This window comes from Marinobacter manganoxydans MnI7-9 (assembly GCF_000235625.1).
In the GTDB taxonomy this organism is placed as follows: Bacteria; Pseudomonadota; Gammaproteobacteria; order Pseudomonadales; family Oleiphilaceae; genus Marinobacter; species Marinobacter manganoxydans.
Genome location: NZ_AGTR01000060.1, coordinates 89,206 through 115,766 on the forward strand (window position 1 = coordinate 89,206; position 26,561 = coordinate 115,766).

Here is a 26,561-nt window from a genome sequence, read left to right on the forward strand (position 1 = left end):
GTCTCATTCAAACGGTCAGTGCTGCACGATCGACGATCAGCGCGTTGGACCGACAAATCGGCTTTCAGTTTCAAGGCTCAGCGAAGAATCGGTCTCGGATTGTGCCCTGAACAGGATATCGTTATTGGATTCGGTGATGGATTCCGGCGGCACGTCGACTACGGTCGGCAGTGAGCGGTTTTCACCACTTTCAACGGTTACCGAAGTGTCCGTCAGGATCCGGATCCCCTCCAGGCCAGTCACTGACAGAGTGAAGGTTTGGGGAACTTCGGTCATGTTGGCGATTTTTAGGGTGTAGGAGTTCTCAATCCGCCCCTCGCCATTGAAACTGTAAAGAGCACCGCGATCCCGAAGAGCATCCATCTGGGCTGGCACACGGGTGGCGATGGTGAAGATAATCGCGGCAATCATCAGTGACAGCACCGCGCCATAACCGAAGGTTCTTGGTCGCAGGAGTTTGGAGGTCTTGCCTTCAAGTTCATTCTCCGTGGTGTAACGGATCAGCCCCCTCGGGTAATTCATCTTGTCCATGATCTCGTCACAGGCATCAATGCACAGCGCACAGCCGATACATTCGTACTGAAGGCCGTCCCGGATATCAATGCCCGTAGGACATACCTGAACACACTGGCCGCAGTCGATACAGTCGCCCAGACCGGCCTCGGCCGGATCCACGCCTTTTTTGCGGCCGCCCCTGGGCTCGCCACGATTCGGATCGTAGGAAACCACGCGAGTGTTGGGGTCAAACATCACCGACTGGAAGCGGGCATAGGGGCACATGTAAAGACACACCTGCTCTCGCATCCAGCCGGCGTTGAGGTAGGTGGCAACGGTGAAGAAGCCGACCCAGAAATAGGCCCAGCCGTTGGCCTGCAGGGTGAACAGATCCGCGATCAGCTCGCGAATCGGATAGAAATAGCCGACAAATGTCAGCCCGGTAGCCAGTGCGATCAGAAACCAGACCGTATGCTTGGCGGATTTTTTCGCGACTTTGTTTGCCGAGCTGGGCGCCTTGTCCAGTTTCATGCGCTTGTTGCGGCTGCCTTCAATGCGCTCCTCAACCCACATGAAGATGAAGGTCCAGACGGTCTGGGGGCAGGTGTAGCCACACCAGACCCTGCCAAACAGCGTGGTAATGAAAAACAGGCCAAAGGCACAGATAATCAGCATCCCCGAGAGCAGGATGAAATCTTTCGGGTAAAAGGTGGCCCCGTATAAATGGAACTCACGGGCGGGAAGGTCAAAATGAATGAGTGGTTGCCCGTCCAGGGTGAACCACACAAACGCAAAGTACATGCCCATCAGCAGCGTCAGGCTGACATTCCGGATGCGTTGGAAGAAGCCTTTGACTTCCTTGACGTAAATCTTCTTACGGCTGGCGTATAGCTCGACGGTTCCGGATTTATTGTTGTTGTCGGAGGGGTCAGAGGACGGGTCAGAGGACGGGTCAACCTGTTTGACCGGGATCTCACTGCTCATCGTTACCTCCAGGGAAATGGTAATGCGGGGCAACAGGCCGTTAGGCTGCTGATCTTTTCAAGCCTGTGCCCGCGGCGCAGGCACAGGGTTGAAAAGACCGGGCCGGGGCTCTTCACCCCGGCCGGCTGACTCAGTTCGAGAGGCTGTAGACGTAAGCCGCGAGAATCTGAATCTGATCGTCTGAAAGCAGACGATCCTGTGCAGGCATCTGGTTCTGGCGGCCGTGCACGACGGTCTCCCTGATCCACTCGTAGGTTGAACCATAGAGCCAGGTGTTGTCCGTCAGGTTGGGGGCGCCCATGGCCTCCATGCCTTTGCCCTCGGGGCCATGACAGGCCACACAGGCCTGAGCGTAAACCTGTTCGCCGGCTTTGGCAGCTTCGGCGTCTTTTTCCCGACCGCTGAAGCTCAGAACATAGTTCACAACCTGATCCACCTGCTCGTTGGTCATGCCGGGCATGGTGCCCTTGGCCGGCATATTACCCATACGGCCATTGTGCAAGGTTTCCAGGATTGCTTCCGGTGTTCCGCCCCACAGCCAATCGTCGTCGGTCAGGTTGGGGAAGCCAACCTGGCCACGAGCGGCAGAGCCGTGGCAAACCGCACAGTTGTTGGCGAACAGACGCTGGCCTATTTTCATGGCATCGCTGTTCTCGGCCAGTTCGGGAACCGGAGTCTCACCGTACTGGGCGTATATCGGGCCGTATTTTTCCTCGGCCTCGGCGACCTCTGCTTCCCACTGATTAGTGGAAGTCCAGCCAAGCAGACCCTTATAGTTGCCCAGTCCCGGGTAGAGGGCCAGGTAACCGAGGGCGAAAACACAAGTGGCCAGGAACAGGTAAAACCACCACTTTGGCAGTGGGTTATCGTATTCCTCAATGCCATCAAAGGAATGGCCCATGGTGCGGTCGGTTTCGGTATCGGTTGTCTGGCTCTTGCGGGTTGCCCAAAGCAGCCACCAGCAGCCGAACACGGTACCGAGCACGATCACACTGATCCAGATGCTCCAAAAGGTACTCATTCTTTTTTCTCCGTTTTTTCCTGTTCGAGCGTACGCTTTTCCACGTCGTCATCGTCGAAGGGCAGGTGAGCTGCCTCGTCGTTGGCCTTCCTGCGGTGGGCGCTGTAGGCCCACCAGACGATTCCCAGGAAAACCGCCATTACCAGAAGTGTGTGAATGCCGCGTAACTCATTAATATCCATGGTTCACCGTCTGTCTGAAATCACAGTACCCAGCTGTTGCAGGTACGCGACCAGCGCTTCGATTTCGAATTTACCTTCCACCTGAGCGGCTGCTTCGGCAATCTGCTCGTCGGTGTAGGGCACGCCCAGAGTCTGAAGTGTCTCCAGCTTGGCAGCGGTCTTGCTGTGGTCGACCTTGTCTTCAAACAGCCAGGGGAATGCCGGCATGTTGGATTCAGGCACTACGCTGCGCGGGTCGTACAGATGCTGGCGCTGCCAGGCATCGGAGTAGCGTCCGCCAACACGGGCCAGATCCGGACCGGTGCGCTTGGAGCCCCACAGGAACGGGCGGTCATAAACAAACTCGCCCGCAACGGAGTAGTGGCCATACCGCTCGGTTTCCGCCCGGAACGGGCGGATCTGTTGGGTATGGCACACATGGCAGCCTTCGCGGATGTAGATGTCCCGGCCTTCCAGTTCGAGCGCTGACAGGGGCTCAAGCCCCTCTACCGGCTCGTTAACTTCTTTCTGGAAAAACAGAGGCACTACTTCGGCCAGAAAGCCGCCACTGATGGTCAGGATGATCAGTACGATCATCAGACCAATATTTTTTTCGACAATTTCGTGTTTCATCTGATCTCTCTCCCGTTACGCCGGCTGAGTTGCCGCGTTATCTTGCGCAACCGCATCTTTCTGACGCACGGTCATGTACACGTTGTAAGCCATGATCAGCATGCCTGACAGGAAGATGACGCCGCCGAGGAACCGGACGAAGTAGCCAGCGTAGGATGCCTCAAGAGATTCAACGAAGCTGTAGGTCAGCGTGCCGTCTTCGTTAACCGCACGCCACATCAGGCCCTGCATGATGCCGTTAACCCACATTGCAACGATGTACAGTACGGTGCCCACAGTGGCGAGCCAGAAGTGCACGTTGATCATCGCTGTGCTGTACATGCCCTGGAGTCCCCAAAGCTTCGGTACCAGGTGATAAACCGCGCCGATACTGATCATGGCTACCCAGCCCAGAGCACCGGAGTGAACGTGGCCGATGGTCCAGTCAGTGTTGTGGGAGAGTGCGTTCACGGTCTTGATGGACATCATCGGACCTTCGAAGGTGGACATGCCGTAAAACGACAGGGAAACCACCAGGAAGCGCAGAATCGGGTCAGTGCGCAGTTTGTGCCATGCGCCTGACAGAGTCATCATGCCGTTGATCATGCCACCCCAAGAAGGTGCGAGCAGAATCAGGGACATCACCATGCCGGCTGTCTGTGCCCAGTCCGGCAGGGCGGAGTAGTGCAGGTGGTGGCCGCCGGCCCATACATAGGTTGCGATCAGGGCCCAGAAGTGAACGATCGACAGGCGATAGGAGTAGACCGGACGATTGGCCTGCTTGGGAACGAAGTAGTACATCATGCCCAGGAAACCTGCGGTCAGGAAGAAGCCTACTGCGTTATGTCCATACCACCACTGCATCATGGCGTCGGTAACGCCCGCATAGGCAGAGTAGGACTTGAACGCACCGGCTGGCAGCGCCATGTTATTCCCGATATGAAGCACTGCAACGGTCAGGATAAAGGCGCCATAGAACCAGTTAGCCACATAGATATGCGGTGTGGCCCGTTTCATGATGGTTCCGAAGAACACCAGAGCGTACGTCACCCAGACGACCGCAATGGCGATATCGATCGGCCACTCCAGTTCGGCGTATTCCTTCGACGTGGTAAGGCCCAATGGCAGGGTAATGGCTGCCGCGACAATGATCGCCGTCCAGCCCCAGAAAGTGAACGCAGCCAGGCTATCCGAAATCAGTCGAGCCTGGCACGTGCGCTGAACGACATAATAGGAGGTAGCAAACAGGGCACTTCCACCAAAGCCGAAAATAACGGCGTTGGTATGCAGCGGCCGGAGACGGCCGAAGTGGGTAAAGGGCAGGTCGAGGTTGAGGGACGGCCAGACCAGCTGTGCTGCGATCAGCACACCCAGCGCCATACCTACAATACCCCATACCACTGTCATGATGGCGAATTGTCTCACCACCTTGTAGTTGTATGTCAGGTTTGCATTTACTGTGCTCATAGCCTTACCAATGGGTTTAAAGTGGGGAAATATGCGGGCGCAAGTATGGAGAAACGATTAGCTGTTTGCAATGACTCAGGTCAACTCCTGACATCCGTCAAATGCGCCGAAATCAGCAACATGGCTTCCTTTTCAGTGCCGTTTTTGGAGTTGTTTCAGCGCAGGGAATGTGTGTTGCCTGAGTGCAATGATAGTCGCTTAATTGGATGAGGTGAATTCTGTGAAGTTGATTAAGACCAAAGGCTATGAAAGTAATCCGGAAGTTGTACTGATTCTGGCTCACGGCGCCGGGGCGCCGGCTGATTCTGCCTTTATGGAGGAGCTTTCTCTGGCCCTCAGCCGGGAAGGCATCGTAACCGTCCGTTTCGAATTCCCCTACATGCAGAAGCGACGAGCCGACGGCCGAAAGCGCCCGCCGGATCGGGAGCCGGCATTGCTTGAGCATTTCTCCAGTGTGGTTGATGCGGTTCGCGCCGAGCTTGGGGCGGAGTGCAAGGTTCTGGTGGGCGGCAAGTCCATGGGTGGGCGCATGGCAAGCATCCTGGCCAGCCAGCGCAATGGGATCGATGGCGTTACGTGCTTTGGCTACCCTTTCCACCCACCGGGTAAGCTGGACCGGTGGCGCACCGGCCACTTTCAGGAATTGAAATCGCCCATGCTGGTCCTGCAGGGAACAAGGGATCCATTTGGCAAGCCCGCCGAAATGGTCGGCCATGAAAAGGAGCTCGAAGCGATCCGGCTACACTGGCTGGAGGGTGGCAATCATGATTTCCAGCCGCTGAAAAGCCAACCTCATACCCAAAGCGAACTGGTCGCCGAAGCTGCCCGAGAAACCCGGGCCTTTATAAATCAGGAGCTGGTGACCTGACGGTTACTCCACTTCACTGGTCTCAGAGAGCAGGGCACGGTTGCGGCCCTCACTCTTTGCCCGGTACAGGGCTTCATCCGCTCGCTCAAATAGCTGGCTCTGATCTTCGCCGGGGGCAAGAGAGGCGATCCCGGCGCTCAGGGTCATTCTCACCTCGGTGCCGTCCGGCGCCAGTACCGGCGTGTTCGCAATGTCCGCAAGCAGTGCCGAGCAGACCTTTCGGGCTCCAGTGGCGCTGGTGCCTGGTAGCAAAAGCGCGAACTCCTCCCCGCCAAACCGGATCGCGACATCCCTGGGGCGTTTTACGTGGCGGGTCAGTATTTCGGCAATAAATTGAAGGCAGGTGTCCCCAAAACCGTGGCCCCAGGTATCGTTGATGTTCTTGAAATGGTCAGCGTCTACCAGGGCCAGTGTCAGTGGGTGTCCCGTGCGGCGGGCTTCCGCGCACAGCTCCGGGAAAATGTTGTCCAGATGCCTCCGGTTATGCAAGCCGGTGAGTGCGTCGTTGAGGCTCATGGTTGACAGTTTTCGATTTGCCTTCTCCAGTTCTCGCATGGTGTTTCGCAACTGGGCAGTGCGCTCGTGCACCTTGAATTCCAGCTCCGTCCTTGCACTGTGCTCCACGTCCAGCAGCTTCTGGCTGAGCAGGCGCCACCGCTGCACCATGGCATAGTTCAGCAGAATGACCTGTCCACCCACCGCCGATTGCATCAGGGCTTCCCGCGCCAGGAAGTCGGTCAGATAGCCGAAGGCCGCCAGGGCGTATATCAGGCCACCAACCAGCATGATCAACCAGGCCAGCAAATACCACATGGCAGGCTGATACCCTTGCTGCCATCGAATTGCTGCAATCATGAACAGGCTTGAAATGACAGTCAGCGCCAGGACGGTGTTAAGCAGAATCGTCTTGTTGTAAGGCAGGATCAGGGCCAGGGCCAGAAATCCGATGCAAAACCAGGCCTGACCCTTGAGGACGGTCTCAGGGATTGTTCCTTTATCAATTTCCAGGAACGAGCGGCCAAAAAGTATCATGGCCAGGGCGCAAAGTGACAACGACAGGGGGATGGAGGTATTGGCAAAGCTGGCGTTGTCCGGCCAGAAATACTGGTTGGCGAAGCCGCCCATGGCGAACAGGAAAAGCCCGAGCGCTGCCAGGTAAAAGGCGTTGTAGAAGTAATAGCCGGTTCCGGAGCTGAAGAAGAGCAGCAGGTTGAAGACGGCAAAGACCAGAAGCGCCCCGTAGAAGAGTCCGTGGGTAAGGGTCAGGTGATTGCTGCCTGAAATGACTTCGGCAGCCGTCTCGAAACTGAGTGGCACGTTCAGGGCGCCATTGCTGTGAACACGGAGGGTTAAAGAGCGGGTCTCACCGCCGTCCAGCGTGACGGGAAGCAGGAAATACCGGTAATCCACCGCCCGTGATGCAAAAGGTCGTTGATCTCCGGTAGCAATCGTCTCTGTAGTATCATTCGCCGTTTGCCAGAAAGTGACCTCGTCAAGCAGGGGGTAATTGAGCTTCAGATACCAGACAGCGCGCTCGGTCCCGGAATTCCTGACGTCCAGATGGACCCAGTACACGGAGCTGGTGTGACTGAAAACCAGGTCCCGCCCGTGTGCCGGTTTCCATTCAATATCGACGGGTAGCTGGTCCGGCGCCGTTGCGTCATGGCCGGGTGCGCCGGGAGGGGCGCTGTAATAACAGACGTATTGCATAAGGGATGCGCGGGCTGCACTATCGGTTGCCTCCAGGGTCGGGCATCCCGCCAGGACGGATCCGGTATCTGGCAGTGCCAAGGCCGGGATCAGCGATAGGCTGATAATGGCAATCAAGCGCAAAACGGACGACATTCAAGACTTCCCGCGGTTATCAGAGCGGGAAGTGTAGCCAGAGAAGACAATCTACGCTGTTAAACAGATTCAACTTTTACGGGTTGGTCTCCAGACCTTATTTCGGATAGTGCATGGAACAGATTCTCGTGTTTTGTCGGCCCGGCTTTGAAACCGAAGCCGGCCGTGAAATAACCGACTCCGCCGCGGAACGGGGTATCTTCGGCTATTTCGAGCCTGTTAAAGATCAGGGGCTGGTGCGTTTCTACCCGGCTGCGCCTGAAACTCCGGATGATCTGATGGCGCGCGTCGCGCTCGATGATCTGGTTTTCGTCCGTGACTGGATGGTGGTGCTGGGGGAATTCAGTCTCCCGGAAGCGGACCGTGTTGGTGCCGTAATAGAAGGGCTCAGGGGCCTCGGGCGCGGTTACCCCGGTTGCGCGCGGCTGGAAGTCCGGTTGCCGGAAAATAACGCGGATGGTGATCTTGGTAACTTTGCCCGAAAGTGGGTATCGCCTCTCTCCCGTGGCTTGCGAGGAGCTGGCCTGCTCAAGGCCGACCAGAATGCTTCGGCCCCGGCCCGCCTCGAGGTGTTCCTGCCGGATTTCGCCTCGGTGGTTGTCGGTTTCAGTCTGGCGGATAACCGCGCCCGGTATGTCGGTGGTATACCGCGACTTCGGTTGCCAGCTTCAGCGCCCAGCCGGTCCGCCCTGAAACTTGAGGAAGCCTGGAAGGTCTTTCTGCCACCTGATCAGGAACTGGACTACCTTGGTGGCGGCAAAAAAGCCGCTGATCTGGGAGCCGCCCCCGGAGGCTGGACCTGGCAGCTGGTGCACCAGGGCATGATGGTAACCGCTGTCGACAACGGCCCCATGAACCCTGAGCTGATGGCGTCGGGGCAGGTGGAGCATGTGGAAGCGGATGGCTACGGCTGGCGCCCCAAAAGGGGTATCGACTGGATGGTCTGCGATATTGTGGATCAGCCCCGGAAAACGGCGAAGCTGGCTGTAACCTGGCTGGGTGAGGGGCTTTGTCGTTACACGGTCTTCAATCTCAAGTTGCCGATGAAGAAGCGGTACGACGAGTGGTTGATCTGTCGGGATATCCTCGTAAATGGCCTGAGTGCGGCGGGCATCGGCTTTCGTCTTAAGGCCCGCCACTTGTATCATGACAGAGAGGAGATTACCTGCTTCATTGAGCGCACTGGCTAGAAGGCGCTTTGCTCGAGCACGGTGATGTGTTCTTCTTCGTCCATCATGGGGATGAGCTCCAGCATGAGCTCGCGGCGTTCATCGGAGTGAAACCAGCGGTCCCAATCCGCTTCGGATCGCCAATTGGCCAGGGTAAACCGGTGATTGGGGTCATGGCTGTCTGCCAGGGTTTCTCCGGAAATAAAGCCGGGCGCACTCACAGCCTGCTGCAGAACCTTACGGGAACGTTCTTCGTAAGCTGCTTCCAGGGTTTCAGCAATATGACGTTCAATCAGAACCCGGATCATGACAAACCTCCAAGTGTTTTAACTGTTATAAACAATAATTTAGCAGGTTTTTACGAAAAATCAGGTTCAATGACAGGAGATGTAGTGTGAGTGCAATCGAATACGATGCAGAGCTGGATGCCCGGGGCCTGTTCTGCCCGGAACCAGTCATGATGCTGCATAACCGTATTAACGATGTTCAACCCGGTGGCGTGTTGCGGGTTGTGGCCACCGACCCCTCTACCACCCGGGATATCCCGCGTTTCTGCCAGTTTCTCGGCCACGAACTCGTCCATCAGGCCGAATCCGACGATCTGTTCATCTACCTGATACGCAGGGGGGAGTAGCCCCTCTGCTATACCTCCGAGTCCAGTTTCTGGAGGTGGCCGAGGAATTCCTCCCGATCCATTTCTCCGAGCACCCTGTGCTGGGGCAGTTCCTGGCCGTTACCGCGATAGAACAGAATAGCCGGGGGGCCGAAGAGGCCGAGTTCGTCCAGCATTGCCTGCTGTTCAGGGGTGTTGTCGGTCATATCGATCTGCAGCAGGGTGTAGGGGCTAAGCGCCTGGATTACATCCGGCTTGCTGAAAACATTGCGTTCCATAACCTTGCAGGAGATGCACCAGTCGGCGTAGAAGTCCAGCAGAACGGGCCGTCCCTGTTCGCGGGCCTGTTGGAGCATCGCCTCGATTTCACCGGGCTGTTTCACGCGCACAAAATCCGCGTGCTGGACACCGGCATTGCCGGCCCCGCCGAATGACGCGGAGGCGACCGTAAAGGGCGCTAGAGGTTTCAGCGGGTCATTGGCCCCGGCCACAGCACCGGCAAGCAGAGCCAGGCCATAGGCGAAAAGAACCAGCCCCAGCCCCTTCCGGGTCCGTTCCCAGCCGGCCCTGGCAGCATCAAAGGCGCCAAGCTGCACGCCGGTTATGGCGATAAGAAGGCCCCAGAGCGTCAGTGCCAGCCAGCCAGGTACCAGTCGCTCCACCAGCCAGATCGCCACGGCCAGCAGCATCACACCATAGAAGTGCTTCACTGCGGTCATCCAGTGGCCGGTAGTCGGCAGCAATTTTCGCCCCCCGACCGCCACAAGAATCAGCGGAATGCCCATGCCAAGGCCGAGCGCAAACAGGGCCACTCCGCCGATCACGGCGTCCTGGGTTGTGGAGATATACAGCAGGCTGCCAGCCAGGGGCGCCGAGACACAGGGCGAGACGATCAGGGCCGATAGGGCGCCGATGCCGAATATGCTGAATACCCGGCTGCCGGTGAGCCGGTGACTGGCATCATTGAGGGGCTCACGAATGAAGCGTGGCAGCTGGATCTCGAAGAGATCGAACATGGACAGGGCAAAGACGACGAACAGCAGGGCAAAGACGCTCAAAACCCAGGGAGATTGCAGTTGTGCCTGCAGATTAAAGCTGGCTCCGAGCAGACCCGTCAGCACGCCGGCCGCTGCATAGGTCAGTGCCATGCCCAGAACATAGCTGCCCGACAGGAGCAGGGCATGGCTGGTTGTCCGGGTGTTTCTGCCAGAAACCAGCGATGAAATAATCGGCACCATCGGCAGTACGCAGGGGGTGAAGGTTAACCCCAGCCCCAGCAGCAGAAACACGCCTGCAATGACGAGCGTCGATTGCTGTGCAAGAAAGCCTGCAAGTCCGGTGGCGGTTTCAGTGTCCACGGGTGCGCTGCCGCCCCCCGAAAAACCCGCTGCTGAAGCTGTTGGCGAGCCGGAGCCACCACTACCCTGATAGAAAAGTACATCCCGGGTCTGGGGCGGGTAGCACAGCCCCGCCTTTGCGCAGCCCTGATAGGTTACCTGCAGTTCTGCCTCCCGGACGCCGGCTGGAAGCGAGATCGGAACACGGGCTTCAATCGGATCAAAAAAGACCGTGGTCTTGCCGAAGAATTCGTCTTCGGTCACCGTTCCCGGCGCCGAAAACGCGGGTTCCCCAAGTCCGACATCGGGATTGGTGGCGGTAATGCTGACACGTTCGCGATAAAGATAGTGCCCGGGTGTGATATCCCAGGTGAGAACCACCGTGTCTGCGTCGGTGGTGAAACTGAAGGGCAGAGCTTCGTCGACCGGGAGGAAATCATTACCCTGGCCGCCAAACAGGGAACTCCCGTTGCCGCCGAGGGCCCAGGCAGAAGGGGAGGCCAAAAGCATCAGGGCGAGTGCCAGGAACAGGTTCAACGGATTCACCCATTGGCATTTCATCTTCTTTACTGCAGCGAAAGCCATCATTGATTGTAAGATTTCCCGGTTAGTGTCTGTTTGATCAGAGTCTCTAAAAGTCGGATTGTTACAGCATTACAGCCGCCGGTTCACGCCAGCAGTGGACACGAGGGGATGGGCAAAGTTCCCTCTGGTATTGGGGGCGGTAAAGTCGCACAATAGCCACCCAATGAATCACAGTCCAAATGATCTTATCATGCTGTTTAATGACCAGTTCCGGGAAGCATACCGGACAGTTCTGGTCAAAGGCAGCGATGAACCTGAATACTTGCCTGCGAGCGATCCGGAAGGTCTCGCACAGGTCGTCTTTGCTCATGGTTATTATGCCAGCGCTTTGCATGAAATAAGCCACTGGTGTATTGCTGGTGAGTACCGGCGCACACTTCACGACTATGCTTACTGGTACTGTCCGGATGGCCGTACACTGCAGCAGCAACAGGCTTTCGAGCAGGTTGAGGTCAAGCCCCAGGCCATTGAATGGTTGTTTGCGGTGGCTGCAGGTTTCCGTTTTCACATCAGCGTGGATAACCTCTCGGGAGCTGGCGCCGCCAATGAAGAGCGGTTCCGTCACAATGTGCGGATCCAGGCGGGCGAGTATCTGGACCGGGGGTTGCCGCCCCGGGCACAGGCGTTTTTCGATACGCTGGCAACATTTTACGGTACCGGAGAAATCCTTGAAGAGCGCTGGCAAGAAGATGCCCGGCGCATCGCTCCGTTATATTCTGAATCAGGACATTCCAGGAAAACTGAGACTCTATGACATCTGACCCAAAACACACCGGCGACCTGAGATTCAGCGATCTGAACCTCGACAAGCGCTTGCTGGATGCCATCACGGCTATCGGTTTTGAATATTGCACACCCATCCAGGCGGAAACACTGCCCTGGACGCTGGCCTGTGAGGATCTGATTGGCCAGGCCCAGACCGGCACCGGAAAAACCGCAGCGTTTCTGATTACGGCGATTCAAAGCCTTCTGGAGACGCCGATTCCCGAAACAGACCGGTTTGCGTCAGAGCCGCGGGTGCTGGCCCTGGCACCGACACGTGAGTTGGCCATGCAGATCGCCAAGGACGCAGAGCAGTTGTGCCAGCACACCGGCCATAATGTGGTGACGGTTGTGGGCGGCATGAACTATGACAAGCAGCGGGACCAGCTGCAGAACGAGATCGTCGATATTCTCGTGGCGACTCCGGGGCGCCTGATCGATTTTCTCGGCTCCCAGGACGTATTTCTGGACCAGCTCGACATCCTGATTCTTGATGAAGCTGATCGTATGCTGGACATGGGCTTCATTCCGGACGTGAAGCGCATTATCCGCAAGTGCACACCCAAGGATGAGCGCCAGACACTCCTGTTCAGCGCCACCTTCAACCAGGACGTGCTGAATCTTGCCTCCATGTGGACGAGTAATGCAGAGTTCGTGGAGATAGAACCGGAACAGAAAACGGCGGAACGGGTTGAGCAGACGGTGTACCTGGTGGGCGACGATGAAAAACTTCCGGTGCTGGTCAATTTTCTCAAGCGTCCGGAAGTGGAAAAGGCGCTGGTGTTTGCCAACCGCCGGGATCAGTGCCGTGACCTGGAAGAGGATCTGCGGAACCAGGGAGTCAAGGTGGCCCTGATGTCCGGTGAGATCGCCCAGAACAAACGCCTCAAAACCCTGGACCAGTTCAAAAAGGGCAGCATCCAGGTGCTGGTTGCCACCGATGTGGCCGGCCGTGGCATTCACGTGAACGGCGTGACCCATGTGTTCAACTACAATCTACCGGATAATGCCGAAGATTATGTGCACCGTATCGGGCGTACTGGCAGGGCTGGCAAGCATGGCGTTTCCATCAGTTTTGCCGGTGAGGACGATTCGTTCGCGCTGCCGGCCATCGAGACCTATATCAGCCAGAAACTGAAAACCGCGGTGCCTGATGAGGCACTCATGACCGCAATGGACAACCCGCCGATTACCCGCAAGCGCGGCCGACGCCCACAGGGTTCCGGCGGCCGTGGCCAGGGCGGACGTAATCAGCGTCAGCGCAGGAACTGACAGGGCCGGACATCATTATGTTGATCGTAGCAGATGAAAACATTCCCCTATTGGACTCCTTTTTTGGTGACATGGGGGAGATTCGCAGGGTTTCCGGCCGTTCCATGTCGGGCGAGGATGTCCGGGACGCCGACATACTGCTGGCTCGTTCGGTCACCAGGGTAAACCGTGAGCTTCTGGAGGGCAGTCGGGTCAGGTTCGTGGGAACAACTACCATCGGTACCGATCACGTCGATCTCGACTGGCTCGAACAGGCGGGGATTCGCTTCTCTGCGGCGCCGGGCTGCAACGCCAACAGTGTGGCCGAATACGTGCTATCTGTGCTGTCACTGCATGCTGAAAGGCGCGGGCTTTCAGACTGGTCCCAGCTCAGCGTTGGCATCGTGGGTGTCGGCAATGTTGGCGGTGAGCTGGCCCGCAAGCTTGACCGCCTCGGATTCGATGTGCGTCTTTGCGATCCGCCAAGAGCGGACCGGGAAGAGGACAATGAGGAGTTTGTAGCGCTGGAAGAGGCCATGAAGTGTAATGTGGTGTCCCTGCATACACCCCTGACCCGCGAGGGAGATCACCCCACTTTGCATATGATCGGCAACGCCGAACTTGAGACCCTGGGTGCGAACCAACTCCTGATCAATGCTGGTCGGGGCGAGGTCATCGACTCGTCAGCGTTGCTGGCCCGCCTTGAACAGGGCAATGCGCCCGTCGTCGTGCTGGACGTTTGGGAGCAGGAGCCGAGGATTCATCCTGAGCTGGTTGACCGGGTCTGGCTGGCAACACCGCATATTGCCGGGTACAGTCTGGAAGGCAAGGTTCAGGGAACGGAAATGATCTATCAGGCTCTGAGCCAGTTCCTGGGCCTGCCGGTTCGCAAAAAAGCGGGCCAGTTTCTGCCGGAGCCAGCACTCAGCAAGATTTCCTTTACCAGCTCTGCCGAGGAGGAGGATGCAATTCGAATTGCACTGAGGGCCTGTTACGACCCTCGCCGGGACGATGCGAAACTTCGTAACACCATGGCAGGGTCTCCAGAAGAGCGGGGAGCGGCGTTTGACAGACTGCGCCGGGACTATCCGGTTCGTCGGGAGTGCTCAAGCCTCAAGATTCAGCTCAAGGGCACCAGCAAGTCCCTGCAGGACAGTTTCCGGGCTATCGGATTCAAACTGAAAATCTGATCTTAGCCAGTTCCTGATAAAGAAAGCCGGAGTCCATGGGGCCCCGGCTTTTTTGTTTACAGCCTGGCGCTCTGCAACGCCTGTATGCGGTCTTCCAGTGGCGGATGGGTCATGAACAGGGCACTCAGGCCGCCCCGGGCCCCGCGGTTAATGCCAAATGCCTGGAGGCTGTCGGGCATCTGGTCCGGCACCTCGCTTTCCTGCTTCAGCCTCGCCAGCGCGCTGATCATGGCTGAGCGGCCTGCCAGCTGGGCACCGGCGATATCCGCCCGGAATTCCCGGCGACGGGAGAACCAGAACACGATCGTACTGGCAAGTATACCCAGGACGATCTCGGCAACGATGCTGACCGCGAAAAAGCCGAGGCCATGTCCGCTTTCATTCTTGAAAATCACCCGGTCGACAAAGGAGCCGATCACCCGGGACGCGAAGATGACGAAGGTATTCACCACACCCTGAATCAACGCCAGTGTCACCATGTCACCATTGGCAACATGGCCGATTTCGTGGCCCAGGACCGCCCGAATCTCATCCTTGTTAAAGCGGTGCAAAAGCCCTTCACTGACCGCGACTAGTGCGTCGTTCTTGTTCCAGCCCGTTGCAAAGGCATTGGACTGGGACGCAGGAAAAATCGCGACTTCCGGCATGCCGATACCGGCGTTTTTGGCCAGCTGCGCCACAGTATCCACGAGCCAGCGTTCGGCAGGAGTGCGCGGGGAATCAATGACCCGGGCCTTGGTGCTCCACTTGGCCATTCGCTTGGAGATCAGCAGCGACACGATGGCGCCGGCGAATCCGAAGACCGCAGCGAAAGCCAGCAAAGAGCCATACTGAATACCATTCTGGGCGAGGTAGCTGTCCACGCCCAGCAGTCGCAGTGTGAAACTGGCGACAAGGATTACAGCAAGGTTGGTTGCCAGAAACAGCAGAATACGCATGTGGGTTCCCTGATCAGTTCGTCACAGAAAATAAAGCCGTCATTCAGACCGTTATATGCGGTCGCGGTTCAATCAATCAACGAGCTTACGGTGATTTAATAATTGCCGCGGTCGGCAAAAAAGGTTGCCTGCATGATCTGGCTGATTCTGGCGGAGTTCCCCCCGCGCAGCGCCCTGAGAATCAGGTGGATGTGAGTGGAAAGATCCTCCTGAACGGAAGGGGGCAGATTACCGGCAGCCGTTTCCTCGGGGATTCCGAATTCTCTGGTCAGAGTCTCTGGCGCCGGTGCGCTCAGGCGGATAAAGGCGTCTCTGGTCAGAACCGCCTGGTCCAGAGCCTCCTGGCGGATGGTGTCGACGTACCGGAGCAGGCCTTCCTCTGCGAGCCAGAGCAGGGCGCCGAAACAGGCCATGTGTCGCTTGCTGTGCAGGCCAAATTCGTCCGGCTCATCCGGGCCGGCAATGTCCTCGACAAACAGGTTGATGCGCCTGGGGAAGGCGCCATACAACTGCACCAGGGCAATGGCCGCATCCTTGTAGAATTCCTCGACGTGAATATCCGCCATGGTTTTCCCCGTTATTGCTGGTATTGGCCAAGGAAATTGCCGAGCCGGCCCATGGCATCCTCGAGGGTATCTTCCCTGGGCAGGAACACGACTCTCAGGTGCTGCCTGTCATCGATATTGAAGGCCGACCCCTGCACCAGGAGGATCTTCTCCTGCAACAGCAGGTCCAGAACCAGTTTCTCGTCGTTCACGATAGGGAAGTGCTTGGGATCCAGTTTCGGAAACAGGTAAAGCGCACCCTGGGGTTTGACGCAGCTCACGCCCGGAATGTCGTTAAGCATGCGCCAGGCGGTTTCCCTTTGTTCGTAGAGCCGCCCGCCTGGCGTCACCATATCGTTGATGGACTGGTAGCCTCCCAGGGCTGTCTGAATGGCCAGTTGGGCCGGAACGTTGGCACACAGGCGCATATTCGAGAGCATGTCGATGCCTTCGATCAGATCTTTCGCCCGGTGTTTTGCGCCACTGACGATCATCCAGCCCGAGCGGTAACCCGCTGCCCGGTAATTCTTGGACAGGCCGTTATAGGTAAAGAACAGCACGTCGTCGGCCAGCGAGGCGGTCGAGATGTGCTGGGTACCGTCATAGAGGATCTTGTCGTAGATCTCGTCCGACAGAATGATCAGGTTGTGCTTGCGGGCCAGTTCGATGACCTGCTCGAGAAGCTCCTTTGAATACACTGCCCCGGTCGGATTGTTGGGGTTGATCAGAACAATGGCACGGGTCCGCCGGGTGATCTTCTTGCGGATATCGTCAATATCCGGAAACCAGTCCTGCTGTTCGTCGCAGCGATAGTGCACGGGCTTGCCGCTGGAAAGCGTAACGGCAGCGGTCCACAGGGGGTAGTCCGGGGCCGGGATCAGCACTTCGTCACCGGTGTTCAACATGGCCTGCATGGTCATGACGATCAGCTCGCTGACGCCATTACCCAGGAAAATATCGTCGATATCGACTTTGTCGATGCCCCGTTGCTGGCAGTAGTGCATGACCGCCTTACGGGCAGAGAACAGCCCCTTCGATTCCACATAGCCCTGGGCAAGGTGCATGTTGTAGATGACGTCTTGCTGGATTTCCTCAGGGACATCCAGTTCGAAGGCGGCAGGGTTGCCGATGTTGAGCTTGAGTACCCGATGCCCCTCTTCTTCGAGTCGACGCGCTTCCCGCAGAACTACGCCACGGATTTCATAACACACGTTATCCAGCTTGGCGGATTTGTAGTAGTTCTGCATAAGACCCGGACGTCCTTCTTTTGAGATCGAAAAATGGCACCTGCCAACACGACAGTCCTTTATTCTAGCGGAGCGAGGGCCGGCGGCAACAGGGGAATTATGATGAATTGTGTCGTGTTAAGGCAGATTTAGCTCACAAACCTGAACCGGTTTTTGAAAATGGTCCCCGTAGCGTCTGCATTGCCATGGTTTTTTGGTCTGTGTTGTGAACAATGGTTCAAGCAGAACGCAAAACATCACAGGGAGAATTTTATGGCAGGCGAAACGGTCTACGATTTCACGGTACGGGATATCAAGGGTAACGAGAAAAGCATGGCGGAGTACCAGGGCAAAGTTCTCCTGATCGTGAACACCGCCAGCAAATGCGGTTTTACGCCCCAGTTCGAGGGCTTGCAGTCCCTTCACAACGAGTTGGGTGACAAGGGCTTTGAGGTTCTGGGCTTTCCGTGCAACCAGTTCCTGAATCAGGACCCGGGTGACGAGGATGCGATCAGTCAGTTCTGCAGTCTGAACTATGGTGTCGATTTTCCCATGTTTTCCAAGATTGAAGTGAATGGCGATGGCGCCCACCCCCTGTTTCGCTTTCTCAAGCGCGAAGCCAAGGGCCTGATGGGATCTGAAAAAGTGAAGTGGAATTTTACCAAATTTCTGGTCGCGCCAGATGGCAAGGTTGTTCGTCGTTACCCGCCCACCGCAAAACCGGAAGATATCCGGGCCGATATCGAAAAACTGTTACCGGCCTGAACTCTCTGAGGATGGAGAAGGGCGCCAACGGTTGATGACCTCCCGGAGCTCGTCACGCTTGTAGGGCTTGGTAATGTAGTCGTTCATGCCTGAGGCGAGGCAGTCCTCGCGGTCTCCCTGCATGACATTGGCGGTAACGGCAATGATGGGCAGGTCTTTCCATTGCGGGTTCTGCCGAATCCTCTGTGTTGCCTCATAACCGTCCATGACCGGCATCTGGCAGTCCATCAGCACCAGGTCGTAATGGCTCTGTTCCAGCGCCTGTATGGCCTTCAGGCCGTTCTCTGCGTGGTCTGCGCGATGCCCCAGTTTTTTCAGCAGGTTGCTCGCCACCAGTTGATTCACCTGATTGTCCTCCACCAGAAGGACCGCCAGGGACTGTTCGGTGCCGGTTTGTTCTTCCGGGGCGGCGTCAGGAGTGGCGCGATCGTCACTGGCCATCACGCCCGCGGCCCGAGCAAGGCAACGGAAAAGCTCATTCCGCCGCAATGGCAGCGACAGAAGCTGGTAACGTCCCCTGGCCGGAGGCAGGGTGCCGGTAGCGTCAGCAAGGATCACGCCGGCGCCTTGCCAGTCGGCCGCGAAGGCCAGGGTTTCCTCATCGTCGGCGCTGGCCAGCGCCAGCAGAATGCCCTCCGGATGCCGGCTTGCACCCCGGACAGGAATGCCCCGCTTCCGAAGCTCAGCCTCAATGGCTGAACGGTGCGGGTTTTCCGGGGGGATGGCCATGGCAATGCCGATGTCCCTGACTCGGGCGTCCACCCGGGGAAGATCCTGGTCTTCGCCGGCCTCATGGACCGGCAGAGGCAGGGTTACGGTGAAGTGAGTGCCGTTGCCTTGCCGGGAATCCACCAGAATCTGGCCATGCATGCGTTCCACAAGCTGGCGGCAAAGTGTCAGGCCCAGACCGGTGCCACCATACAGGCGGGTAGTTTCCGCGTCAGCCTGGGAAAAGGGCGAGAAGATACGGTGCAGGCCTTCACTGGACATGCCGATCCCGGTGTCCACCACGTCGATTCTCATGCTGCCGCCGGAATAGGCCGCCCGGATCTTTACGCCGCCTTCGTCGGTAAACTTGATGGCGTTGCTCAAAAGATTGTTGAGCACCTGGCGGACCCGTGTCGGGTCACCCAGGAAGTTCTCCGGCAGGTCAGGATCAATTTCGGTAACCAGGTAAATGTGTTTCCGGCGGGCCTGCTGGGCGTGGAGTGTGGCGCATTCCTCAATCAGGTGCCGGACGCTGAACGGGATGTTTTCCAGGCTGAGTTTACCTGCCTCTACCTTTGAAATATCCAGGATGTCATTCAGCAGCCCCAGCAGATTCTCGCCGGCGTTCAGGGCGATTTCCATCCGGTTGCGTTGTGCAGGGTCCAGTTCGCCCTCAAGCGCCAGGCCCAGCATGCCCAGAACGCCATTGAGGGGCGTGCGGATCTCGTGGCTCATGCTGGCCAGGAAATTGGCCCTTGCCCTTGCCCGGCGAACCGCATCTTCCTTGGCTTTCACCAGGGCGCGGTTACCCCGTTGCAGGGCTTCGTTCTTCTCGGAGATTTCCCGGGTACGGTCCTCCACTTCCTGCTCAAGCTGGGTGGAGTAGTTCTTCATGGCACTTTCTGCGTGCCGGAGCTGGGCAAGGCTGGAGTCGATGGTTTCGAGATGCTGGTTGATGATCCCCACCATGGTCCCGATCTCGTCTTCCCGGTGGTTTGCCGGGATCGGCAGCCTGACTTTTTCGGGAGAGCTGGCCCGCACCTGGCTCAGTGCGCTGATGACGTTGAGCATGGGGCGGGTAAGCACGAAATAGAAGATGGCCAGCAAGGCTGCGGACAGGATGAGGCTCTTGAGAAGCCCGCTGATGAGCGTGTAGCCGGCCCGCTGGAGAAACAGCGCGCCATAGTGATAAGTGTCGATGGTGACGATCAGGTGGCCGAGTGACAGATCCTCAAGTTGTGGAACCTGCAACTCCTGTCGGAATACCCGGTCAGAGCCAAATAGCAGGTCACTGACCCAGCGATAGGGCGACTCCGGGCTGCTTTTGCTCGACGCAGCCATGGTCTCGTCGTCGTTGTCTGTGATCCGTGCATCGATGGTGGCGGGATGGCGAAGCAGGCCATCGAGTAATTCCTCCGCCAGCCGCACATCAATATTGTAGGCAATCTGGGACGCGGGGCTGTTGCTGATATCGATCAGCGCGTGGATCTCATTCTCCATCGATTCCTTTGCGCTGAAGTAGTCCAGGGTAATCTGGACAACATTCAGCACCAGCCCGAGGACCATGGCAACCAGTACCGTGTCCCGGGTCAGTCGATAGGAAAGTCGTTGTTTGAAGCCCTTGCTCACGGGTTTGCACTGTCCCTGTTGGCGGGCCTGCAATGGCGACCCGTTCTGTGCCTTCAGTCGTCGTAATCGGCCTTTTTCTTCCACTCGTCATCGTGGAGGAAGGTATCCCACTCACGGTCCAGTTTGGACTCTCCCTGCGGGCTCTCCTTACCCTCTGCACTCATGGCCTCAAGTTCCTGAATGCGCGTCCGGAAGCTCTTCACTGCTTTCATGGCAAGTGGGTTGTCGCGGGATTTCCCCATTTCGGTGCTGGCCAGGTGATAGGCATGAATGGCCTTCCGGATCTCGTTCTGGCGAACATAGTCCCGGGCCTGAAACACATGCAGATCCGCGTGGGTCTTGTGGACCAGGAAGAGCACATACTTGAGGTTTTTCTTTGCGGTGGCTGAGTCAATCCGCCCGCTCTTGTGCATGCCTTCAATCATCTTGAACAGATTCTGAAGCAATTCCTTGACGTAATTCGACTTTTCCGCGGAATCAATCTTGACTGGCGTGGTGGTGTCGCGCTTTTCAACGATCTGTGTTTTCAGTTCTGCAGCGGACTTCTGCCATTCCTTGACCGGCAGGTTCGACTTCAGGCCGGCCAACTCCGTGCAAGCTTCTTCTATGCGTTTAATCAGGAGCAGTTTCAGATCGGCTGTCAGGTATTGGCCTGGAATTTCGGTCAGCAGGCGATTGGCCCTTTTATAGGCGTCTTCCTGAGCGGTAATCTTGCGCACCCGTTCAATGCGGGCGCGTTCCCGCATTTGGCTGAGAACAATAATGACAATCGAGACGGTCACGATGGCCGCCAGCAAAAGGACGATCGTAGTGGTATCCATTTTGTCAGTAACGACTCCGGCTTCAGGATCAAATGATGGCGGGTGTACAAACCGGCCTCAAAACACCGATATTATTCAGCAAGTATCCGAAAGACTAGCAGAAATACCGCTCCAGATCCGTTTTCAAATGTGAAAGATCGTGTTGCTGATTGATTACGTGAATCCTCGCTATCATGTATATTGCTCTCGTGAATCAGCCTCGCTTTTCCTGTTGTTCTGGCGTTCCGGAGTTTTTGTGGATATTTCCCGTGTTGATCTTAACTTGCTCGTGTACCTGGATGTGTTGCTGCGCGAGCGGAATGTGACCAAGGCAGCGAACCATCTGGGTATTACCCAGCCTGCCATGAGCAATGGTTTGAAGCGGTTGCGGGATCTGTTCAGTGATCCGCTCCTGGTGCGAACCAGTGAGGGTATGACGGCCACGGAGCGCGCGCGTGAACTACAACCGCTGGTGCGGGGAATCCTGTCGGATATTGAACAGGCCGTGCAAGATAAGACACCCTTTTCAGCTCTTGAAAGCCAGCGCGTGTTCCGGATCATGGCCAGTGATTATGCCGAATCCTGCCTGATGCCCCGGGTTCTGAGGCGGATCCGTCAGGAAGCGCCGCACGTCACCCTGGATGTGCTCACGCCCAGTGACGTCAGCTTTCTGGATGTCGAGCAGGGGCGGTTGGATATGGCGATCAACCGGTTCGACAAGATCCCCCAGTCTTTCCATCAGAAGACCCTCTGGACTGAGTATTTTGCCTGCCTGATGAACGCCCGTAACCCGGTATTGAAGGAGCCCTTCACCCTGGACACCTATCTGGACGCCAGCCATATCTGGGTCAGCAAGACCGGGTTTGGTGTTGGTGTTGGTGTAAACCCAAAGGATGTCCAGCGACTGGGCTGGGTTGATGAGGCGCTGTCGAGAATGGGGCGCAAGCGACAGATTTCCGTTTTCACCCGTCACTATCAGGTTGCGATGCTGCTGGCCGAGCAGCATGACCTGATTGCCACGCTGCCATCCCGGGCAGCCTGGCTGCAGAAAGACAACCCGAATCTTGTGGTCAAGGTGCCTCCGTTCGAGATTCCACCGTTCGAGCTGAAAATGGCCTGGAGCCCTCTGTTGCAGCACAACGCGGATCATCAATGGCTGCGCAAACTGATTGCTGAGGTGGCTACGGAGGTGGATACCGAGTTTGCTCCGTTCGGGGCCAGGTTCGAAGCGCCGGACGCGCCCCAGGCTCATCACTCAGAGCGGTAATTCCCGAAGCTCCAGGGAAGGCCGGGCCGCATCCCACATGCGCTGGAAGTTTTCCGACAAGAGCTTTACGCGGCCACCGTCCGAGAACTTGGCGAAACCCTCTGGCTTGTAGAAATCATGTCGGTACACCACGCCTTCACGGTCCGCAATAATGAAGGGCTGGTCCTCAACCGGGTAGTCCTCGTTGACCAGTCGAAGTTCCATGCGGCTCGGCAGCCGGCGCATCAGTTCGACCAGTGTGTGTCGACGTTTCACCAGCGGCTTGTCGTCATGGATCAGCAACCTGACTTCGCTGAGCCGGTGCCGACGGGCCAGGGCGGAGATCAGCTCCCGGAAACGATGCCGGTCATACAGATCGTGTTCGAGCAGGCGGTCATACAGCCAGATGCGCTGGCCGGCCTGGCCAACCACCGAATCCATCAGCCCCAGTAGCCTGGCCTCGGTATCAAACAGCCAGGAGTCCGTGTCGCTGCCCAGAATCATCGGCCGGTCCAGGGAGCCAAGGCCCTCGGCGGCGAGTCCCGGTGCCAGGCTACGCATGTCAAAGTGGGGAATGCCGGCGTCGTCGTAAACGCCCGAACAGACGTGGAAGCCTGACCGTTGATAAAAAGGAATGGCGTGCTCCTGGGCAGACAACCTGAGCTCGGCAAAACGGTCAGCCGATTCTGCGATCAGGTGCCGGAGCATTGCTTCCCCGATACCCTGTCCGCGGTACTGGGGCAGGATCGCCATGCGACCGATGTGGCCGGTCTCTTCAAGGGTTGAAAACAGTCGTGCCACGCCTGCCGGGGTATTGTCTGGCAGCACTGCCAGATAGTGATCGGCAATTTCGTCGGTTTCATCCCACTCCAGCTCCGGCGGAACTTTCTGTTCCTCAATAAACACCTGCTGGCGGATATCCCGGACGGATGCCGGGGCCAGTTGCCAGCTGTATTTGCGAAACCGGATGCTCATAAAGCTTATTCGAAGTAAATCGAGCCTTGATTGTAGAGGGTGGTCAGAAGCCCAAGCAATGCTTCGTCTTCGGAGAGCCGGGCGAGGGTCGGCATATCGACGCGGGCCCCCGAGCAAAGAAGCGGAGCAAACGGCTGGGCATCGCCCTTGAGCAGGAACTGCTCGCCGTCCACAAACAGGGCGGTTTCGCTGGCAAACTCGTAGTAGGCGAAACGGGAGCCTTCGTTCCACCGCAGCTGCTCGCCCGCGTGTATTGCTTCGGCGACGTCTCCGGTGGACGCTGGCTCCTCCGCGGGCACGACAATATCCATGCTCTTGGGCGCCGTTGAGAACTGGCCAAACCAGAGGGCCAGTTGCCGGCGGTCCTCAAGCTTTTCCCGGATAACGGTCTCGAGGCGGTCAACCACGTCCGGCTGAATCGTGCCCGGATTGTCCTGTATTTTCAGATCCGGATCGTTCAGGTGATCTGAGGCGTCGGACTGGCTGCAGAGGAAATCGGTAAATCCGGTCAGAATGTCATCCACGGTGGGTGCACGGAAGCCAACCGACAGCGTGATACAGTCATCCTCGGCCACTCCATGGTGGCCAATACCCGGCGGCAGATACAGCATGTCACCGGGTGCCAGGGTAACGGTTTCTTCGCCATCCCAGCTGCTCAGAATGCGCAGCGGAGTGCCCTCCACGCGGGGAGAGGTATGATCACAATGGCCTCCAAACGTCCACCGGCGGTGGCCCTGGGCCTGGAGGAGGAATACATCATACTGGTCGTAATGGGGACCAACGCTGCCGCCTTTCGGGGCAAAACTGGCCATAATGTCATCCAGGCGCCAATTGGGGATGAAGCGGAAGTGTTCCAGCAAATCTGCAATATCGGGCACCCAGTGGTCCAGCCCCTGCACCAGGAGCGTCCAGTCCTGTTCGGGCAGGCTGCTGAACCGGTCCGGCGAAAAGGGGCCGTTGTGGAGCTGCCAGGGCTTGCCATCGTCATTTTCGATCACAATCCGGGACTCCACGCCCTCCTCACAGGCCAGGCCGGCCAGTTCATCAGCGCTGACCGGGCACTGGAAATCGGGAAACGCCTGACGGATAACCAGCGGCTTTTTCTGCCAATAGTCCCGCAGAAATTCAGAGGGTGTGAGTCCGCCAAGCATGTCCATGGGTGTTACTCCCGGTTTCAGATGTTTTGTGCCTGATCGACTGCGTTACCGATGTAACGGCCCGGCGTCAAAGCCATCAGTTCGGCCTTGGCCTGCTCCGGAATGTCGAGGCTCTCAACGAAATTCTTGATCACTTCCGGCGTCATTGCCTTGCCACGGGTCAATGCCTTGAGTTTTTCATAGGGCTTTTCGATATTGTAACGGCGCATCACCGTCTGGATCGGCTCGGCAAGCACTTCCCAGGCATGGTCCAGGTCTTCATCCAGTCGGGCCGGATTGATTTCCAGTTTGCCCAGGCCTTTGAGGGTGGCTTCGTAGGCAATCAAACTGTGCGCAAAGCCAACACCCAGGTTACGCAGTACGGTGGAGTCGGTCAGATCCCGCTGCCAGCGTGATATCGGCAGTTTGGCAGAAAGGTGGCTGAACAGCGCATTGGCGATGCCAAGGTTGCCCTCGGAGTTCTCGAAATCGATGGGATTGACCTTGTGGGGCATGGTCGAGGAGCCCACTTCGCCTTCTACCGTTTTCTGCTTGAAGTAGCCGAGGGAAATATAGCCCCAGACGTCACGGTCCAGGTCGATCAGGATGGTGTTGAAGCGAGCGACGGAGTCATACAGCTCGGCAATGTAATCGTGCGGTTCGATCTGGGTGGTGTAAGGGTTCCAGTCGAGCCCGAGGCTCTCGATGAACTCCCGTGCGTTCTGGGCCCAGTCGATTTCCGGATAGGCGGAGAGATGGGCGTTGTAATTACCCACGGCACCGTTGATCTTGCCCAACAGCTCGGTTTCCCGGATCTGTTTTACCTGGCGACGCAGACGGTGAACGACGTTTGCCAGCTCTTTGCCCACGGTCGTGGGCGAGGCGGTCTGGCCGTGAGTGCGCGACAGCATCGGCTGCTCGGCGTGGTCATGAGACAGCTGCGCCAACTTGTCGACAACACGGTCCATGGCCGGTAGCAGGCCGTGGTCCAGGCCTTCCCGCAGCATCAGCGCATGGGAGAGGTTATTGATGTCTTCAGAAGTGCAGGCGAAGTGAACAAATTCCGTGACAGCGTGCAGCTCAGGAACGCTGGCGATCTTTTCCTTGATGAAGTACTCCACCGCTTTCACATCGTGATTGGTGGTGCGTTCGATGTCCTTGATACGCTCTGCGTCTTCCAGGCTGAATTCGCTCACCAGACGGTCCAGGAAGCCGTTGGCGTCGGCGGAAAACGCAGGAACCTCGGCCACGCCAGGGTGAGCGGCCAGTTTCTGTAGCCAGCGGATCTCGACGGTCACCCGGTTCCGGATCAGGCCATACTCACTGAAAATTTCACGGAAGACGCTGACCTTGTTGCCATAGCGTCCATCGACCGGGGAAATGGCGGTCAGGGCGGTGAGTTCCATCGAAAACCTCTCAAGTCATCAAAGAATCGGATCAAAAGAAGATAGGGGTGCATATCATACACCACCGCCGGCTCTGAATCAGCGCCGTCAGTGGTAGAGGGAGCGATTGGCTTCTTCGGCAAGCTCTTTGGCAAGCCCGATCACTTTCTTGCGGGCAAAGATCAGTTGCCAGCGTCGGCCGCCGGTCTGGCGCCAGAGCACGGCGGAACGGATACCCGCCAGCAGCAGTGCCCGCACTTTCGCGGCATTCTCCTCGCGTTGGAGCACAGAGGGGTTACCGCTCACCTGGATACGCTGGCGAAAGGTGCTGATGGTATCGGCGTAGACGGAAGCCAGATTGCTGATCAGGTTCGGGTGTGTGTACCCGAAGTGGCTGGCGGTGTGCCTGGCCTGATCAATGCGACTGCCAATCACGTCCAGCATGTCAGAGCGGCGATTCAGTTTGGATTCGAGCTGGATCAGGTTGAGGGCGTAGCGCAGAACTTCGATGTCCTGCTGCCGTGACTGCTGGCTGAGCACCGAGGACAGGGTGACGAGGCCTTCGCGGATATCGCGAAGCTCGCCTCCGTAGACGTCCAGTGTGTTCTCGGGGTTGGTGGCAAACAGGGAACGGATAGATGTTTCCAGGCTGGCCTCGTTGCACTGGCCATTGTGGGCAATCTGCTGGACCAGGTTGGCGGCCTGGAATACCCCGGCCAACGCCAGGGTCTGATCCTTGAGTGAGCGGCTCATGCGGTCTGTTCCTCGGAACGTGTGCCGGTCAGACGGTCTGGAAGTGGTTCGTCGTCACGCCAGGTCTGCTCAATAACGCCGCCACCAAGGCACAC

General features: G+C 57.6%; 25 protein-coding genes. 8 read left to right on the forward strand and 17 right to left on the reverse strand.

All coding sequences use genetic code 11. The features are described from left to right. Positions 1-36 precede the first annotated feature (36 nt). From ccoG to ccoN, 5 genes are all read right to left on the reverse strand, one after another. On the reverse strand, positions 37-1,479 hold the full coding sequence (gene ccoG, locus KYE_RS14490) for a cytochrome c oxidase accessory protein CcoG (RefSeq protein ID WP_008174726.1): 1,443 nt from the start codon (positions 1,477-1,479) through the stop codon (positions 37-39). A 130-nt stretch (positions 1,480-1,609) separates the two neighbouring features. Further along, a complete protein-coding gene (ccoP, locus tag KYE_RS14495; protein ID WP_008174728.1) occupies positions 1,610-2,500 on the reverse strand; it encodes a cytochrome-c oxidase, cbb3-type subunit III in 891 nt (296 codons plus the stop codon). Beyond that, positions 2,497-2,682, reverse strand: coding sequence for a CcoQ/FixQ family Cbb3-type cytochrome c oxidase assembly chaperone (locus KYE_RS14500; protein WP_008174730.1), 186 nt, complete (start codon positions 2,680-2,682; stop codon positions 2,497-2,499). Before KYE_RS14500 ends, ccoP begins: the two co-directional genes overlap by 4 nt. 3 nt (positions 2,683-2,685) lie before the next feature. Next, positions 2,686-3,294, reverse strand: coding sequence for a cytochrome-c oxidase, cbb3-type subunit II (gene ccoO, locus KYE_RS14505; RefSeq protein WP_008174732.1), 609 nt, complete (start codon positions 3,292-3,294; stop codon positions 2,686-2,688). Positions 3,295-3,309: 15 nt separating this feature from the next. Continuing rightward, complete coding sequence (ccoN, locus tag KYE_RS14510) at positions 3,310-4,740, reverse strand: cytochrome-c oxidase, cbb3-type subunit I (protein WP_008174734.1); 1,431 nt, start codon at positions 4,738-4,740, stop codon at positions 3,310-3,312. A gap of 220 nt (positions 4,741-4,960) precedes the next feature. Here ccoN and KYE_RS14515 point away from each other — a divergent pair, with 220 nt between their 5' ends. Further along, positions 4,961-5,608 carry an alpha/beta family hydrolase gene (locus tag KYE_RS14515; protein WP_008174736.1) on the forward strand — a complete coding sequence of 216 codons (648 nt, stop codon included), beginning with the start codon at positions 4,961-4,963 and terminating at the stop codon, positions 5,606-5,608. Positions 5,609-5,611: 3 nt separating this feature from the next. Here the strand turns inward: KYE_RS14515 and KYE_RS14520 are convergent, their stop codons facing one another. Continuing rightward, the gene (locus KYE_RS14520; protein WP_008174738.1) at positions 5,612-7,453 is read right to left on the reverse strand and encodes a diguanylate cyclase; all 1,842 of its coding nucleotides are present in this window, start codon (positions 7,451-7,453) and stop codon (positions 5,612-5,614) included. A 113-nt stretch (positions 7,454-7,566) separates the two neighbouring features. Here KYE_RS14520 and rlmM point away from each other — a divergent pair, with 113 nt between their 5' ends. Further along, positions 7,567-8,643 carry a 23S rRNA (cytidine(2498)-2'-O)-methyltransferase RlmM gene (rlmM, locus tag KYE_RS14525; protein WP_008174740.1) on the forward strand — a complete coding sequence of 359 codons (1,077 nt, stop codon included), beginning with the start codon at positions 7,567-7,569 and terminating at the stop codon, positions 8,641-8,643. On the opposite strand, the gene KYE_RS14530 is transcribed toward rlmM, so the two are convergent. Next, positions 8,640-8,930, reverse strand: coding sequence for an antibiotic biosynthesis monooxygenase family protein (locus tag KYE_RS14530; protein WP_008174741.1), 291 nt, complete (start codon positions 8,928-8,930; stop codon positions 8,640-8,642). The two genes, rlmM and KYE_RS14530, sit on opposite strands and share 4 nt — an antisense overlap. Before the next feature lie 86 nt (positions 8,931-9,016). Between KYE_RS14530 and tusA the strand changes: the two genes are divergently transcribed. Next, entirely contained in the window at positions 9,017-9,256 is a 240-nt protein-coding gene (gene tusA, locus KYE_RS14535; protein WP_008174742.1) for a sulfurtransferase TusA, read from the forward strand. Positions 9,257-9,264: 8 nt separating this feature from the next. Here tusA and dsbD read toward each other — a convergent pair whose 3' ends face one another. Beyond that, positions 9,265-11,160, reverse strand: a complete 1,896-nt coding sequence (gene dsbD / locus KYE_RS14540; protein ID WP_008174743.1) for a protein-disulfide reductase DsbD — start codon at positions 11,158-11,160, stop codon at positions 9,265-9,267. 160 nt (positions 11,161-11,320) lie between these two features. Here dsbD and KYE_RS14545 point away from each other — a divergent pair, with 160 nt between their 5' ends. From KYE_RS14545 to pdxB, 3 genes are read left to right on the forward strand one after another with little or no spacing between them, the layout of a single operon-like run. Continuing rightward, positions 11,321-11,911 (forward strand): elongation factor P hydroxylase, encoded by a 591-nt coding sequence (locus KYE_RS14545; RefSeq protein WP_008174744.1) that lies wholly within the window; start codon positions 11,321-11,323, stop codon positions 11,909-11,911. Beyond that, positions 11,908-13,191: a DEAD/DEAH box helicase gene (locus KYE_RS14550; RefSeq protein WP_008174745.1), complete on the forward strand. Its 1,284-nt coding sequence runs from the start codon at positions 11,908-11,910 to the stop codon at positions 13,189-13,191. Before KYE_RS14545 ends, KYE_RS14550 begins: the two co-directional genes overlap by 4 nt. 17 nt (positions 13,192-13,208) lie before the next feature. Next, positions 13,209-14,360, forward strand: a complete 1,152-nt coding sequence (gene pdxB / locus KYE_RS14555; protein ID WP_008174746.1) for a 4-phosphoerythronate dehydrogenase PdxB — start codon at positions 13,209-13,211, stop codon at positions 14,358-14,360. A 56-nt stretch (positions 14,361-14,416) separates the two neighbouring features. Here pdxB and htpX read toward each other — a convergent pair whose 3' ends face one another. The 3 genes from htpX to KYE_RS14570 form a co-directional block, all read right to left on the reverse strand. After that, a complete protein-coding gene (htpX, locus tag KYE_RS14560; protein WP_008174747.1) occupies positions 14,417-15,298 on the reverse strand; it encodes a protease HtpX in 882 nt (293 codons plus the stop codon). Positions 15,299-15,393: 95 nt separating this feature from the next. Further along, positions 15,394-15,864 (reverse strand): hypothetical protein, encoded by a 471-nt coding sequence (locus tag KYE_RS14565; RefSeq protein ID WP_008174748.1) that lies wholly within the window; start codon positions 15,862-15,864, stop codon positions 15,394-15,396. 11 nt (positions 15,865-15,875) lie between these two features. After that, positions 15,876-17,090, reverse strand: coding sequence for a pyridoxal phosphate-dependent aminotransferase (locus KYE_RS14570; protein WP_008174749.1), 1,215 nt, complete (start codon positions 17,088-17,090; stop codon positions 15,876-15,878). A gap of 252 nt (positions 17,091-17,342) precedes the next feature. Here KYE_RS14570 and KYE_RS14575 point away from each other — a divergent pair, with 252 nt between their 5' ends. Then, the gene (locus KYE_RS14575) at positions 17,343-17,834 is read left to right on the forward strand and encodes a glutathione peroxidase (RefSeq protein WP_008174750.1); all 492 of its coding nucleotides are present in this window, start codon (positions 17,343-17,345) and stop codon (positions 17,832-17,834) included. Here the strand turns inward: KYE_RS14575 and KYE_RS14580 are convergent. Together KYE_RS14580 and KYE_RS14585 are read right to left on the reverse strand one after the other, a co-directional pair. Beyond that, entirely contained in the window at positions 17,823-20,171 is a 2,349-nt protein-coding gene (locus tag KYE_RS14580) for an ATP-binding protein (RefSeq protein ID WP_008174751.1), read from the reverse strand. The genes KYE_RS14575 and KYE_RS14580 overlap by 12 nt on opposite strands. Positions 20,172-20,224: 53 nt before the next feature. Next, a complete protein-coding gene (locus KYE_RS14585; RefSeq protein ID WP_008174752.1) occupies positions 20,225-20,992 on the reverse strand; it encodes a hypothetical protein in 768 nt (255 codons plus the stop codon). A gap of 235 nt (positions 20,993-21,227) precedes the next feature. Between KYE_RS14585 and KYE_RS14590 the strand changes: the two genes are divergently transcribed. Continuing rightward, positions 21,228-22,238, forward strand: a complete 1,011-nt coding sequence (locus KYE_RS14590; RefSeq protein ID WP_039882066.1) for a LysR family transcriptional regulator — start codon at positions 21,228-21,230, stop codon at positions 22,236-22,238. Here the strand turns inward: KYE_RS14590 and KYE_RS22175 are convergent. From KYE_RS22175 to hflD, 4 genes are all read right to left on the reverse strand, one after another. Further along, on the reverse strand, positions 22,227-23,192 hold the full coding sequence (locus KYE_RS22175; RefSeq protein ID WP_008174754.1) for a GNAT family N-acetyltransferase: 966 nt from the start codon (positions 23,190-23,192) through the stop codon (positions 22,227-22,229). The genes KYE_RS14590 and KYE_RS22175 overlap by 12 nt on opposite strands. Positions 23,193-23,197: 5 nt before the next feature. Continuing rightward, the gene (locus KYE_RS14600; RefSeq protein WP_008174755.1) at positions 23,198-24,349 is read right to left on the reverse strand and encodes a cupin domain-containing protein; all 1,152 of its coding nucleotides are present in this window, start codon (positions 24,347-24,349) and stop codon (positions 23,198-23,200) included. A gap of 17 nt (positions 24,350-24,366) precedes the next feature. Beyond that, the gene (gene purB / locus KYE_RS14605; protein WP_008174758.1) at positions 24,367-25,734 is read right to left on the reverse strand and encodes an adenylosuccinate lyase; all 1,368 of its coding nucleotides are present in this window, start codon (positions 25,732-25,734) and stop codon (positions 24,367-24,369) included. A gap of 87 nt (positions 25,735-25,821) precedes the next feature. Next, positions 25,822-26,466 (reverse strand): high frequency lysogenization protein HflD, encoded by a 645-nt coding sequence (gene hflD, locus KYE_RS14610; protein WP_008174761.1) that lies wholly within the window; start codon positions 26,464-26,466, stop codon positions 25,822-25,824. Between the last annotated feature and the right edge of the window lie 95 nt (positions 26,467-26,561).